Origin of the sequence: Hoeflea algicola (genome assembly GCF_026619415.1) — a bacterium.
In the GTDB taxonomy this organism is placed as follows: domain Bacteria; phylum Pseudomonadota; class Alphaproteobacteria; order Rhizobiales; family Rhizobiaceae; genus Hoeflea; species Hoeflea algicola.
In genome coordinates this window covers 1,481,301-1,495,455 of record NZ_JAOVZR010000001.1, presented here as the reverse complement: position 1 = coordinate 1,495,455, position 14,155 = coordinate 1,481,301, and the positions used below count along the sequence as shown (strand labels likewise).

Here is a 14,155-nt window from a genome sequence, read left to right as displayed (position 1 = left end):
CTCCTCCGCGATGAAGTCTATCATATGTTACAGGATTAAAATATGTCAAGGGAATGTCGTAACACGTGTGACGTGCTGGCGAGTGGGCTAAGCGGTCTCGAAACGCAGGGCAAGCCGCGGATGGGCGGGCGGCAGGGACCCGCAGGCTGTCGCGGCATGGCTGTCGAGCCAGCGCTCCGATGGCGCCAGCAGTTCTCGGTAGATACGGGCAATCAGCGCCCGGGCTTCGGGTTCGGCATCGTCCTTAGGTGCAAGATCGGCGGGAATGGCGAGCACCCGCAGCGCCATCCGCCGCCATTCATGGATCATCAGGCAACGCAAGGTGATCGCGTCTTCCGGATCGAGTGAGGATACCTTCTCGAGCGCTTTGAGGATTGGCCGGTAGGCCGCGCTAAGGGCCGAAAATTCATTGGCAAGGCGGGCGGCGCGCAGCCGGTCCTGCACCAAAGGTGACGGAATGAAGGATGATATGTCCGCACCGCTCACCTCGGTGCCCGGCAGGGCTGCCAGAGCATCTTGCGCAGGGGTGAAACACAAAAACACGCGGTCGCCAAGAGCCAGTGCGCCAAGGCGGTCGAGCTCAGTTGTTTGCGTCTCGGCCAGCGGTTGGCCGGCAATGATCAGCGATCGCGGCGTATCCGCGGCCAGTAGCGACGTGCCGGCATAGATCCGCTGCTCGGCCTCAAGCACGGTTTGGGCAACGCCGGGCGAGAGCCGGTAGAAGCTGTTGCGGCCCTCGCGGGTGCGTTCGATCCAGCCATCGGCCGCGAGCCGGGAAACCGCGGTGCGAACCGCGCCGTGGTCGATGCCAAGCCGCGCCATCAGCACCTGCACCGCCGCCGCCGACACCTCGCCGCCGCGGGGGCCGATGGCGTCACCCAGAAAAGTGACGATCAGCGACCACGCCGACAGCCGCTGCGAAGCTTGCAGCGCAGTCAGACGGGCAGCAATGGCGCGGGCGATCGGATCGGGTCGCATGGGGGAGATGGAATAAACGGTTTGGGCCGCGGCTGGAAGAGGGGGCGGGGTGGCGCGCTGAAAAGTGCAAATAGGCAGACTCTTGGAGACACGCATCAAAGCCTTACTGCCGCGTGAAAACCACGCCGAGATTGTTGGCGGGCATCTCGGTGACGGAGGTCAGCGCCAGTCCGGATTGTTTGGCCAGGCTTTCCACATCCTCGAGCAGGCGGATGCCCCAGGCGGGGTTTCGGGCGCGCAGGCTTGCGTCAAAGTCGAGATTGCTTGGAACGAGCGGCTGGCCTTCGCGTCGGTAGGGGCCGTAAAGCACCAGCACACCGCCGCTTGGCAGCAGCTTGCCCGCGCCCGCTAGCAAGCCTTGTGTGGCCGACCACGGGCTGATGTGAACCATGTTGATGGCAATCATCGCGTCCGCCCGCTCTATTGGCCAGGTCGGGCTTGATGCGTCGATATCGAGCGGGAAGAGCACGTTGGTTGTGGCTTCCGATGTTACCCACTCCTGAATCGAGGCGCGGGCCTCAGGTGACGGATCGGAGGGTTGCCAGATCAGCTTCGGAAGCAGGCTTGCGAAATGGATGACATGCTCGCCGGAGCCGCTGGCAATCTCGAGAACCGTTCCGGTTTTGGGCAACACATGACGCAGCAGATCAGAGATCGGGCCGCGGTTGCGCAGCGCCGACGGGCTGGAGAGTTTCTGGTCTTGCGATGACATTTGGGATCCTTTGGGGAGTGCGGAGCGAGGCGGTGGGTGTGTCAGACCGGACATAAACAGCGATCGACACTTTATGACAGGATTTTGCATCTGCAACGCCGAGCGGCGGGTTTCACCGAGTTGTTACCACGGTGCCCACATCTCGCCATTCGTGCTCGGCACGGCAACAAAGCGGTGAACTGTGGCGCCTGCCGGCCAGGCGATCAGTGCGATTGCGCACTTACCCCGGAGGTAAGCGACATTAGGCCGCGATCTGGTGCAACTCGCCTGCCTGTCAGGAAGTTCTTACCTTGCGGGCCTCGAGTGCAGAAGGTGTGGTTTTCTGATTGGAGGGGTGGACGCGAGCCACAAGGCTACCGACATTCTGTCAGGGTAGGCCGGGTATGGATCAGCCATCACCGGCTGCCATACAGAGAGGAAAATATGACTGTACGCCGTATCGTTGCAAATATCGCTGCAGACTCCGTCGCTGATGTCGCGACATTCTATGCCGAGCTGTTCGATCTCGAAACCGTCATGGATCTGGGCTGGATTGTCACGCTGGCTTCTGGTGAAACCTCAATGACGCAGATGAGCATTCTGAGCGAAGGCGGCTCCGGCGCACCGGTGCCGGATCTTTCCATCGAAGTTGATGATGTTGACGCCGTCTACGCCCGCGCCACAGCGCGGGGCTGCAAGGTGGTGTACGCGCTCACCGACGAACCCTGGGGCGTGCGCCGTTTCTTCATTCGCGACCCGGCCGGCAAGCTGCTCAACGTGCTCTCGCACGCGCACTGAACCGGCAGTGAAGGGGCGTGCGCCCGCGTTGGGGACGTTACAGCCAGTTACCCGGAAGGTAGTGGTGGACTCGCCCGCCTGCTGAGGTCAAATCTCCTGTTTTTGCCGGTGGTGGTTTGTGCGGGTATCGGCTAACACTTTGGTTTAATGCGCGCATGAGTAAAGCGGGGAAGGACTGCCGTCATGAAAGTTGTTGTTATGGGAGCCGGCGTGATCGGCGTCACTACTGCCTATTATCTGGCCAAGGGGGGCGGAGGTGGTGGTGCTGGACCGGCAGACCGGTCCCGGACTGGAAACCAGCTATGCCAATGCCGGGGAACTCAGCTACGGCATGACCTCTCCGTGGGCAGCGCCGGGCGTGCCGGTGAAGGCGATCAAATGGCTGTTCATGAAGCGCAGGCCGCTCTTCATCTGGCCACTGATCAGCCCGACCATGTGGAAGTGGGGGCTGCAGATGCTGCAGAATTGCAACGATGAGGCCTACCGGGTCAACAAGGGGCGGATGGTGCGGATTTCGAACTATTCGCGCGACGTGATGCCAGACCTGATCGCGGAGACCGGCATCGACTATGACGGCCGTGCGCAGGGCACGCTGCAGTTGTTCCGCACCGCCAAGCAGCTGAAAGATTCCAAGGCCGACCAAGAGATCCTGACGGAATATGATTCGCCCTACGAGGTGCTGGACCGCGACGGCTGCATTGCCGCCGAGCCGGCGCTCGGCACGGTGCGCAACAAGTTTGTCGGCGGGTTGCGGCTGACCGCCGACCGGACCGGCGATTGCCGCATGTTCACCATGGCGCTGGCGGAGAAATGCGCCGAAATGGGCGTCGAGTTCCAGTATGGCCAATCGATCAAGGCGATCGCCGTGGAGAACGGCAGGATTGCCGGGGTCGACACCGAGATTGCCGGACGGATTGAAGGCGACGCCTATGTCTGCGCGCTCGGCAGCTATGGCCCGCGGCTGCTCAACCCGATCGGCGTCAAGCTGCCGGTCTATCCGGTCAAGGGCTATTCGGTGACGCTGCCGGTGACCGATGACGAATTTGCGCCGCAATCGACCATCATGGACGAGACCCACAAGGTGGCGATCACTCGCCTCGGCGACCGCATCCGTGTGGCCGGCACCGCCGAGATTGCGGGTTATTCCAACCGGCTGGGCCCGCACGCCACGGACACCGTCAAACACGTGATTGGAGACCTGTTCCCCAAGGGCGGTGACATTTCCAAAGCCGAAGGCTGGACCGGCCTGAGACCGATGACCCCAGACGGCACGCCGGTGCTCGGGGCCTCGCGCTACGACAATCTCTATCTCAACACCGGCCACGGTACACTGGGCTGGACCATGGCCTGCGGCTCGGGCCGCGCGGTGGCGGATGTGGTGCTGGGCAAGGAGCCGGAGATCTCGTTCGACGGTCTGACAGCAGATCGCTATGGGAGCTGAAGTGCGTATGGGGCGTCAATTGGCGGTGTGATTGCTGGGGTGCCGGGCTGGCCTATGTTGTGACAACAGTAGTGGTTGCAATCGGAGGCTATCCCGTCCCACGCCCTGGTGGGAAGGAAGTGACGGCATCGACAGTTCATCCCGGGTCAGGACATGAGCTCCGCCGGGAGGTTTGCAAGTTTGTGCAAGACGCTCGACTAACCCGCACGCCAACCATATGCTCGAAGTTCGGGATCGCCGCGCGCCCGACCGTTCAGTGCTTTGATTGAACGCGGCACAAGCGCGAGGAAGCCATGATCAAGACCACGATTGCGGGAAGTTTGCCAAAGCCGAGTTGGCTGGCGGAGCCGGAAAAGCTCTGGGCCGGTTGGCAGTTGCAAGGGGACCAGTTGATTGAGGGGCAGCAGGATGCCGCCTTGTGCTGGCTCAAGATCCAGGACGAGGCCGGGATAGACATCCAGTGCGACGGCGAACAGTTTCGCAAGCACTTTGTCCATGGTTTTCTGGAGGAGGTCGATGGCATCGACTGGAACCGCATGACCACCATGGGAATCCGCGACAACCGCTATGACGCGTCGGTGCCAACGGTCACTTCTGCGGTCAAACGCAAGAAATCGGTGCATGGCGACAGCGTGAAGTTCTTGCGCCCGCATGCGAAAAAACAACTGAAATTCACGCTGCCGGGGCCAATGACCATTTGCGACACGATTGCCGACAAGCACTATGGCGAACGGGCAAAAATGGCGATGGCGTTTGCCGAACTGCTGAACGAGGAAGCGCTGGAGTTGGAGGCGCTGGGTGTCGATGTCATCCAGTTTGACGAGCCGGCCTTCAACGCCTTCATGCATCTTGTGCCCGAATGGGGCGTTGATTGTCTGCACCGGGCGATCGAGGGTCTGAAATGCAAGACCGCCGTTCACATTTGCTATGGCTATGGCATCAAGCAGAACATCGACTGGAAGAATACGCTTGGCAGTGAATGGCGGCAGTACGAAGAGTTCTTCCCGGCCCTGAATGCCAGCAGAATCGATCAGGTCTCTCTGGAATGCGCGGATTCCCACGTTCCGTTATCTGTCATGTCGGCGCTGAAGGACAAGGAGGTTCTGGTTGGTGCGATCAATGTGGCGAGCAACGAAATCGAGACCCCCGAGAAGGTGGCAGCGACCTTGCGCGCGGCGTTGGAATTCGTCGACCCCGAACGCCTGATCGCTTGCACCAATTGCGGCATGGCGCCGTTGTCCCGCAAGGTGGCCGAAGGAAAGTTGCACGCGCTGGGTGCTGGCGCAGCGATCATCAGCAAAGAGCTTTCGGGCCGATAACGGGAAAAGCTGCCCGGGGTATGCCTCTCGGTAACGGCGGCGGGCGCGGCAACGGTCGTCTCTTCATTTCCCCACCCTGTGCTCCCGCCAGATAATAAACACGCCGCTGGCGATGATCACTGCTGCGCCCACGAAGGTGAACGCATCGGGGATTTCGTTCCAGAACAGCCAGCCGAGAGCCGTGGCCCAGATGATGGCGGAATAATCCAGCGGGGCTACGACCACGGCGGGGGCGAGGCGAAAGGCCTGGGTCATCATGGTCATGCCGGCGGTGCCGAAAATGGCGATGGCGACAAACAGCCAGAGGTCTTCGGACCGTGGCGGAATCCAGACGAAAGGTACAAGGACCAGGCTCAGTGCTGCGCCGGTGCCGGTGATGTAGAGAAGCAGCGTCCAGACGCTCTCGCGGTTGTCCACCCAGCGGGCCGAGAGCATCAACAGCGCATAGACGAAGGCGGTGGCAACGGGCAGCAGCGAGACGGTCTGGAATGCCGAGGTGCCGGGACGTACGGCGATCAGCACGCCGATAAAGCCGACAAAGACCGCCAGCCAGCGCTTCCAGCCGACGGGCTCGCGGAAGATCAGCGCCGAAAGTGCTGTGATGAACAGCGGCGCGACAAAGATCAGGGCGGTGGCTTCGGCCAGGCCGAGATACTTGATGGAGGTGAAGAACAGGATGGTGGCGCCGATCCACAGTGCGCCGCGCAACAGATGCGCCAGCGGCCGGTGTGAGCGCAGCGCTGCGCCACCGCCCATCTTCCAGGCAATCAGGATGGCAAAGGGCAGGGCGATCAGATTGCGCAGGAACAGGATCTGAACCGGCGAATAATGCGCCGTCAGGTTCTTGGCGATGGCATCGTTGACGCAAAGGCAGGCCACGCCGACGCACATCAAAAGGATGCCCGCCGAGGTGTGGATTTGCGGTTGCTTCGGTGTTTGCAGCAAGATTCTCTCCCCGTGCTGGTGGGCGAGCCTAACAGCATCGGTTTGAAAATCGAGTGCGATGTTCGCGCGGGAAGATAGGTGGATGGCACAGCCCACAACACAAGTTCGATATCGGGATGGCACAACTGAAGGCTCCACCGTTGCGGGCTTGAACCAGACAAGCGCAGCGGCGTCAAAGCCTCCGGAATCCAGACAGCCGAAGTGCTTGGGTTGAAGAGGATCTTTGATCCGGCAGGCGCCGGGGCGCTGGTTCCCGGCTCAAGGAGGGGATGAGGACGGGAGGTAGATCGGGCGGATGGAATGCCGGGGACAGTTTACTTTTCCCCACCCCGTCGAGATAGCGGATGGTTTACATTTTTGCCCCGGGCCACGGCTTTGCCAATCGCACGCAGTGAAAAATAAACTGTCCCCGACCTCGATCAGCCATATTCATTCATCGTGTGCAGTTCGTATTCGGCCACGTCGTCGCCGTCCTGGTTGAGCACTGCCACGTGCCAGCGGACTTCGCCATATTCGTCGGTTCGGCGGGTCTTGCGCTTGACGGTGAGTGCCACCGAGATGGCGTCGCTGGGCGAGACGGGTTTCATGAATTTCAGCCCGTCGAGGCCGGTGTTGGCGAGCACCGGGCCGGGGTCGGGGGAGACGAACAGGCCGGCTGCAAAGGACAGAAGCAGATAGCCGTGGGCGACGCGGCCGGGGAAGAACGGGTTGGCCTTGGCGGCTTCCTCATCCATGTGAGCGTAGAAAGTGTCGCCGGTGAAGTGGGCGAAGGTCTCGATGTCTTCCAGCGTCACCGTGCGCGGGCCGGCTTCGATGGTGTCGCCGATGGCGAGATCGTCGAAGCTGCGGGTGAAGGGGTGGACCGATGACTTCGGTTTGGCCGCGCCCTTGATCCAGGTGCCAGTGATGCCGGAGATGATGTCGGGGCTGCCCTGGATGGCGGTGCGCTGCATGTAATGCATGACGCCGCGGATGCCGCCGAGTTCCTCGCCGCCGCCGGCGCGGCCGGGGCCGCCATGGACCATGTGCGGCAAAGGCGAGCCGTGGCCAGTGGCTTCGTGCTCGCTGTCGCGGTTGTTGACATAGATACGGCCATGCGAGGCGCCGGCGTCGATCAGCAGCGTCCGGGCGACGGCCGGATCATGGGTGATGACGGAGGCGACAAGGCTGCCGCGTCCGCGGTTCATCAACTGGCCGGCATGGGCCAGATTACGGTAGGGCATCAGCGTTGCCACCGGGCCAAAAGCCTCGACCGAGTGAACGGCATTGGCGGTGTCGGGATCATCGCAGGCAAACAGCATCGGCGGCACGAAGGCGCCCTTGGTCCTGTCGGCGCCATCGACCTCGAAAGCGTCTGGGTCGCCGGTGAGAACCCGGCATTCGGCTGCGATCTGGCGGGCCTTGTCGAGCACGTCGGCTTTCTGGGCGGCCGATGCGAGTGCGCCCATGCGGGTGGTTTCCAGCGCCGGGTCGCCGATGCGGATCTTGCCGAGCTTTTCGGCAATCGCCTCGCCTAGCGGGCCGAGCAACGCTTCAGGCACGATGATGCGGCGGATGGCGGTGCATTTCTGCCCGGCCTTGGCGGTGATCTCGCGCACGGCTTCCTTGACCAGAATGTCGAACTCCGGGCTGGCTACGGTGACGTCCGGACCAAGCACGGAGGCGTTGAGGCTGTCTTGTTCGGCGACGAAACGGACACTTTTCTCAAGCAGGATCGGATTGGAGCGCAGCATCAGCGCGGTTTTGGCCGAGCCGGTGAAGCCGACCACGTCCTGATAATCGAGCCGGTCGAGCAAATCGCCCAAACCGCCCGAAACCAGCTGCAGCGCGCCGTCGGGCAGGATGCCGCTTTCGATCATGCGGCGGACGGATTGCTCGGTGACATGGCAGGTGGCGGTCGCCGGTTTGACGATGGCCGGCATGCCGGCCAGCAGCGTGGGGGCAAGCTTTTCGAGCATGCCCCAGACCGGGAAGTTGAAGGCGTTTATGTGGATGGCAACACCGTGGAGCGAGGTGGCAACATGCTGGCCGACAAAGGTGCCATTGCGCGAGAGCATCTCCAGTTCGCCATCGACATAGATGTCGCCGTCGGGCATCTCGCGCCGGCCTTTTGAGGCATAGACCAGCATGGTGCCGATGCCGCCGTCGATGTCGATCATTGCATCAGGCGTGGTGGCGCCGGTGGTGTGGGAGAGCGAGTAAAGCTCGTCCTTGAACTTGGAGAGCTCCAGCGCCAGCGCCTTGAGCATGCGGGCGCGGTCATGAAAACTCATGGCCCGAAGCGCCGGCCCGCCCTTGGTCCGGGCGAAATCGACCATGGATTGCGTATCGAGTGCAGCCTGACCGGCAATCGCTAAGGGTTCGCCGGTGACAGCATTTGCTATTGCGCGAGCGCCGTCATCGGCAGCGGTCCATTGTCCGGCATAATAGCTGTGCACATTGATCAAACCCATGTCTCTCTCCCTCATGACGACGGTCCGCCAAGTGTCATGCGTGTTGGTTCGGCGCGGGCGTCAGCCCTTGAACACGCCGGCTGCTTTCCACGAGCCGGGGCTTTGCGCATCGATGGCGGCAAAAGCTTCGCGCATGCGGTCGATGCCGGTCTCTTCGGCCCAGAACATCGGCCCGCCGAGATGTTTGGGGAAGCCATAACCCTCGGTCCAGACAATATCGACCGCAGTCTCGCTGGTAGCGATGCCCTCTTCGAGGATCAGATTGGCCTCGTTGACGATGGCGGCCATAATTCGCATGACGATCTCGTCGGTAGTGAATGTCTGCTGCCCGGTGCCGTGCTCGGTGCGCCAGGCGGCAACCATGACTTCGACGTCCGGGTCCTGCTTGCCGCTGCCGCTTGTGTGATCGTACCAGCCCTTCTTTGCCGGGCTGCCACGGCCCTGACGGCCAATTTCGCAAAGCTGGTCGGCGATGTCGACATAACGGCCCGGCCAGGTGCCTGCGGCCAACTGGCGCTTGCGGTTGGCCCAGCTGATCTGCAGTCCGGTCAGGTCCTGCAATTCATAGGGCCCCATCGGCATGCCGAGGCTGCGCATGGCTTCGTCAATGGCATAGGGTGAGGCGCCATCGGCGACCATGTAGTCGGCCTGTCGGCGATAGGCCGAGAGGATGCGGTTGCCTATGAAGCCGTCGCAGACGCCGGTTTCAACCGGGATCTTGCCCAACCCCCGGGCGAAGGCAAAGGCAGTCGACAGGGTCTGGTCGGTGGTGACCGATGTGCCGACGACTTCGACCAGCTTCATGATGTTGGCGGGCGAGAAGAAATGCAGGCCGAGAAAACGGCCCGGGCCGGGCATGCCTTCGCTGATCATGTTGGGATCGAGATAGGAGGTGTTGGTGGCGATCAATGCTGTCTCGGACATGACATCCGAAAGCTGCTTGAACACGGCGCGCTTGACCTCCGGATCCTCAAAGACCGCTTCGATGGCGATGTCGGCGTCAGCGGCGGCGGCGTAATCGGCGCCGGCAGCAAAGGCTGCGCGCCGGGCTTGTGCCTTGTCGTCCGTGATGCGGCCTGAGGCCAGATCCTTGGCGATGATGGCTTCAACGCGGGCCGCGCCGGCTTCGGCATTTTCAATGTCGCGTTCGAGCAATGTGACACGATGGCCGGCGGCGAGGCTAGCGGCTGCGATGCCTGCGCCCATCAAGCCGCCGCCGACGATGGCGACATACTTGATTTCGGCAGGCTGAAACGCTTTTAGACGCTCGGGACGGGTGACCGAGCGGCTGGCGAAAAACAGCCGGCGCAGTGCGCGGGACTGGGCGCTGTCGCGCAGGTCGAGATGGGTTTGGCGCTCGATCTTGCAGCCTTCCGCAAAGGGCAGGGTGGCTGCGAGTGCGGTGGTTTCGAGCGCGATCATCGGGGCGTTTGAGCCCTTGGCCGATTTGGTGATTTCGGCCTTCAGCGCTGTCATATCTGCGTCTGCAACCGGGCGGGCAGAGGTGTTTTGCGGCCGGGCGGGCAGGGTGTCGCGGAACCCGGCGAGCGCCGTCATCGGGTCGCCTGAGAAGACGAGATCCAGTCCACCGAACTCTTCAAACGTTTTGGCACTCACCGGCTTGCCATTCGCGGCCATGCGGGCGGCACGCTCCAGTCCGATGACGCGGGGCAGGCGCTGGGTGCCGCCGGCGCCGGGGATCAGGCCGAGATTGACTTCCGGCAGGCCGAATTTGGTGTTGTCGTCAGCGATGCGCCAGGCGCAGGCCAGCGCCAGTTCCAGCCCGCCACCGAGCACCGTGCCATGCATGACAGCGATGAACGGTGTGGCACTGGCTTCGATCGCATCAAGCACATCGGGCAGATGCGGCAATGGCGGCGGTCCGGCAAATTCCGAGATGTCGCCGCCTGCGACAAATGTGCGCCCGGCGCAGACCAGGGCTGCGGTTGCGCATCCGGCTTCGTTGACGGCGCGCAGCGCTTCCATCAGACCCTTGCGCACACTGACAGCGAGCGCGTTGACCGGCGGGTTGTTGATCGTCACAAGGGCGTGGCCGTCCTTGATGACCACGTCAACAACCTTTGTGTCCGGACCGGGGTTCGGTGTTGGGGTGCGGGTGGTCACGATGGCGGCTCCTGCAAATTTTGGCGTGAAGATTTCCAGCACCAAGTAGAAGTTTTAAGCATCAAATACCAGTGGATTATTAATTGACCAACCGGTCGGCTTATGCAACCCTCTATTTGAGGAGGACCCTGGCGATGAGCGAAACGGTATTGCATTCGTGGAATGATGGCGTGCTTGAAATCACGCTGAACCGGCCCGACAGGCTCAATTCTTTCAATGACGAGATGCATGAGGCGATGGCCGTCAATCTCGATCTGGCGCGTGACGATCGGCGCTGCAGGGCGGTGCTGCTTACCGGGGCGGGGCGGGGCTTTTGCGCGGGTCAGGATCTTGATGCGCGCAATCCGGAGAAGATGAGCGGTCCGCCGGATCTTGGCGAGACACTTCACAAATTCTACAATCCGATGATCCGCCGCATCCGTGCCATGGAAAAACCGATCGCCTGCGCCGTCAATGGCGTGGCCGCCGGGGCCGGGGCCAATCTGGCGCTCTCCTGCGACATCGTGCTGGCGGCACGCGGCGCCAAATTCATCCAGTCGTTTGCCCGTGTGGGGCTCATTCCCGATGCCGGCGGTTCCTGGATGTTGCCGCGGCTGATTGGCGAGGCGCGGGCCAAGGCGATTGCCCTGACTGCCGAGCCGGTAAGTGCTGAAACTGCCGCCCAGTGGGGCATGATCTGGCGGGTGGTTGATGACGCCGATCTGCTTGCCGAAGCGCGGGCGCTGGCGGGCAGGCTGGCAGCAGGGCCGACCTTCGGGCTTGGCCGCACCAAGAGCCTGATCCAGGCCGCCGCCGGGCATGAACTTGACGCACATCTGGAGCTTGAAGCCCGCGCCCAGGGAGAGGCTGGCCGTTCTGCCGACTATGCCGAGGGTGTGCGCGCCTTTCTGGAAAAGCGTGAACCCAAATTCGGAGGTGGGTCATGAGCGGGATCAACGACCAGCAACGCGCCGAGTGCTCTTCGGCTGCGATGTGGAAAGATGATCACACCAGCCAGGCTTTCGGCATGGAAATCGAGGCGGTCGGTCCCGGCACAGCGACGATCTCGATGGTGGTGCGCAAGGATCATCTCAATGGGCATGGCTCTTGTCACGGCGGGGCGATCTTCACGCTGGCCGACAGCGCCTTCGCATTCGCCTCCAACAGCCACAACAAGGTGACTGTGGCGCAGCACTGTTCGGTGACGTTTCTGGCGCCGGGACGAGAAGGCGACCGACTGACGGCTGTGGCGCGCGAAGTGACGCTTGCAGGTCGCTCCGGTGTCTATGACGTGTCGGTTGCGCGCCAGGACGGCGTGACGATCGCAGAATTTCGCGGCCTGTCGCGGACGGTTTCGGGAACGCATTTTGAGGAAACGGCCGGCTGACAACCGGTGGCAACAGCTATGGGGGGAGCGGCGCGGGGAGCGTTAGCAATCCGCCTGGACCAAGGAGGATATCATGCTCGACCTTACGCCTGACCGGGCCAGCCTCGATCCGATCGAGATCGCCTCGCGCGACGAGATTTCAGCCCTTCAACTCGAGCGGATGAAATGGTCGCTGGCCCATGCCTATGCAAATGTTTCGCATACCAAGGCCGCGTTTGATGCCAAGGGCGTGCATCCGGATGATCTCAGGTCGCTCTCCGATCTCGCCAAGTTTCCGTTCACCACCAAGCTCGATCTGCGCGACAATTACCCATTCGGTATGTTTGCGGTGCCGCGGGACAAGGTGACGCGGCTGCACGCCTCGTCAGGAACCACCGGCAAACCGACGGTGGTTGGCTATACCGCAGGCGACATTGATGTGTGGGGCGATCTGGTGGCGCGCTCGATCCGCGCCTCGGGTGGCCGGCCGGGCGATATTGTCCATGTCTCTTATGGCTACGGGCTTTTTACCGGCGGGCTCGGGGCGCATTACGGCGCCGAAAAACTAGGCTGCACGGTGGTGCCGGTGTCGGGCGGCATGACCGAGCGGCAGGTGTCGCTGATCACCGACTTCAAGCCGCGGGTGATCATGGTCACGCCCTCCTACATGCTGTCGATCCTCGACGAGTTCCGCGCCAAGGGAATCGACCCGCGCGAGAGTTCGCTGGCGGTCGGCATTTTTGGCGCCGAGCCGTGGACCAATGCGATGCGCGCGGAAATCGAGCAGGCCTTCGACATGCATGCTGTTGATATTTACGGACTTTCGGAAATCATGGGGCCGGGCGTTGCCAATGAATGCGTTGAGACCAAGGACGGGCTGCACATCTGGGAGGATCATTTCTACCCCGAGATCATCGATCCGGTGACAGAGGAAGTGTTGCCCGATGGCGAGATCGGCGAACTGGTGTTTACCACGCTGACCAAGGAAGCACTGCCGATGGTGCGCTACCGGACCCGCGACCTGACCCGGCTGCTGCCCGGCACAGCGCGCTCGATGCGTCGGATGGAGAAGATTACCGGCCGCTCTGACGACATGATCATCCTGCGCGGGGTCAATGTGTTTCCAACCCAGATCGAGGAGCAGATCCTCAAGTGCTCGGGGCTGGCGCCGCACTTCCAGATCGAGCTTACCCGCAGCGGGCGGCTGGATGACATGACAGTGCATGTCGAGTGCCACATCAGCGCCGCGAGCGATGAGGCGCGCGCTGCGTCCTCGCGCGAACTGGCGCATCACATCAAGAGCACGGTGGGGGTCAGCACCCGCATCAATGTGCAGGAACCCGGCAAGGTCGCGCGCTCCGAAGGCAAGGCCAAGCGCGTTGTCGACAACCGGCCAAAGGCGTAGATCTTCATGGCGCGAACCATTGCGAAGGACCACGAAGCCAAACGCGAGGCGATTCTCAAGACCGCGGCGGTGTTCTTTGCCGAGCATAGCTATGACCGGGCCTCGATGGGCAAGCTCGCGGAGGCCTGCGGGGTCTCGAAGGCGCTGATCTACCACTACTACCCGTCCAAGGATGCGCTGCTGTTTGATATTCTGGACACGCACCTAACTGCGCTGGTCGATGTGGTGGAAACCACGGCCGCAAGTTCGGCTGAGCCTCAGGCGCGGCTGCGGGCGCTGATCCGCGCGGTGCTGATCGCCTATCGGGATTCCGACAGCGAGCACAAGGTGCAACTAGATGCGCTGTCATCGCTGCCTGAGGAAAAGCAGGAGCATCTCAGGGCATTGCAGCGGCGGCTGGTTGCCTGCATGGCTGAAAGCGTGAGGGCGGTGGAGCCTGAGAGATTTGCCGCGCGCCCGGAACTGGTCAGGCCGGTGACCATGTCAGTGTTCGGCATGCTCAACTGGTTCTTTCTCTGGCACAAGCCAGGCGGACCCGTGAACCGTGACGCCTATGCCGCCATCGTCGCCGATCTGGTGATGGGCGGGCTGCCGGCGGTTTGCGCCGGACAGGCGGATGGCGATACGGGCTGATATACGCGAGCGTTCGTTTTTGA

General features: G+C 62.3%; 11 protein-coding genes and 1 pseudogene. 7 read left to right on the top strand and 5 right to left on the bottom strand.

Annotated features, from left to right (window positions below):
- Nucleotides 1–87 precede the first annotated feature (87 nt).
- Together OEG84_RS07345 and OEG84_RS07340 are read right to left on the bottom strand one after the other, a co-directional pair.
- A complete protein-coding gene (locus OEG84_RS07345; RefSeq protein WP_267653135.1) occupies nt 88–978 on the bottom strand; it encodes a PaaX family transcriptional regulator C-terminal domain-containing protein in 891 nt (296 codons plus the stop codon).
- Nucleotides 979–1,081: 103 nt separating this feature from the next.
- Nucleotides 1,082–1,690, bottom strand: coding sequence for a DUF938 domain-containing protein (locus OEG84_RS07340; protein ID WP_267653134.1), 609 nt, complete (start codon nt 1,688–1,690; stop codon nt 1,082–1,084).
- 423 nt (nt 1,691–2,113) lie between these two features.
- On the opposite strand from OEG84_RS07340, the gene OEG84_RS07335 reads away from it, so the two are divergent.
- The 3 genes and pseudogenes from OEG84_RS07335 to OEG84_RS07325 all read left to right on the top strand — a co-directional run bounded on the left by OEG84_RS07335 (nt 2,114) and on the right by OEG84_RS07325 (nt 5,227).
- Nucleotides 2,114–2,467 carry a VOC family protein gene (locus OEG84_RS07335; protein ID WP_267653133.1) on the top strand — a complete coding sequence of 118 codons (354 nt, stop codon included), beginning with the start codon at nt 2,114–2,116 and terminating at the stop codon, nt 2,465–2,467.
- Nucleotides 2,468–2,650: 183 nt separating this feature from the next.
- Nucleotides 2,651–3,908: pseudogene (locus tag OEG84_RS07330) on the top strand (D-amino acid dehydrogenase).
- A 293-nt stretch (nt 3,909–4,201) separates the two neighbouring features.
- On the top strand, nt 4,202–5,227 hold the full coding sequence (locus OEG84_RS07325) for a methionine synthase (protein ID WP_267653132.1): 1,026 nt from the start codon (nt 4,202–4,204) through the stop codon (nt 5,225–5,227).
- Between the two features lie 63 nt (nt 5,228–5,290).
- Here OEG84_RS07325 and OEG84_RS07320 read toward each other — a convergent pair whose 3' ends face one another.
- The 3 genes from OEG84_RS07320 to OEG84_RS07310 all read right to left on the bottom strand — a co-directional run bounded on the left by OEG84_RS07320 (nt 5,291) and on the right by OEG84_RS07310 (nt 10,749).
- Nucleotides 5,291–6,172, bottom strand: coding sequence for a DMT family transporter (locus tag OEG84_RS07320; RefSeq protein ID WP_267653131.1), 882 nt, complete (start codon nt 6,170–6,172; stop codon nt 5,291–5,293).
- A gap of 419 nt (nt 6,173–6,591) precedes the next feature.
- On the bottom strand, nt 6,592–8,625 hold the full coding sequence (paaZ, locus tag OEG84_RS07315; protein ID WP_267653130.1) for a phenylacetic acid degradation bifunctional protein PaaZ: 2,034 nt from the start codon (nt 8,623–8,625) through the stop codon (nt 6,592–6,594).
- Between the two features lie 60 nt (nt 8,626–8,685).
- Nucleotides 8,686–10,749, bottom strand: a complete 2,064-nt coding sequence (locus OEG84_RS07310; RefSeq protein WP_324288181.1) for a 3-hydroxyacyl-CoA dehydrogenase NAD-binding domain-containing protein — start codon at nt 10,747–10,749, stop codon at nt 8,686–8,688.
- Between the two features lie 134 nt (nt 10,750–10,883).
- On the opposite strand from OEG84_RS07310, the gene paaG reads away from it, so the two are divergent.
- From paaG to OEG84_RS07285, 4 genes are all read left to right on the top strand, one after another.
- On the top strand, nt 10,884–11,675 hold the full coding sequence (paaG, locus tag OEG84_RS07300) for a 2-(1,2-epoxy-1,2-dihydrophenyl)acetyl-CoA isomerase PaaG (RefSeq protein ID WP_425602828.1): 792 nt from the start codon (nt 10,884–10,886) through the stop codon (nt 11,673–11,675).
- Nucleotides 11,672–12,115 (top strand): hydroxyphenylacetyl-CoA thioesterase PaaI, encoded by a 444-nt coding sequence (gene paaI / locus OEG84_RS07295; RefSeq protein ID WP_267653129.1) that lies wholly within the window; start codon nt 11,672–11,674, stop codon nt 12,113–12,115. The genes paaG and paaI overlap by 4 nt, the downstream gene beginning before the upstream one ends.
- A gap of 73 nt (nt 12,116–12,188) precedes the next feature.
- Entirely contained in the window at nt 12,189–13,499 is a 1,311-nt protein-coding gene (gene paaK / locus OEG84_RS07290; RefSeq protein ID WP_267653128.1) for a phenylacetate--CoA ligase PaaK, read from the top strand.
- Nucleotides 13,500–13,505: 6 nt separating this feature from the next.
- Nucleotides 13,506–14,132 (top strand): TetR/AcrR family transcriptional regulator, encoded by a 627-nt coding sequence (locus OEG84_RS07285; protein WP_267653127.1) that lies wholly within the window; start codon nt 13,506–13,508, stop codon nt 14,130–14,132.
- The last annotated feature ends 23 nt before the right edge of the window (nt 14,133–14,155 follow it).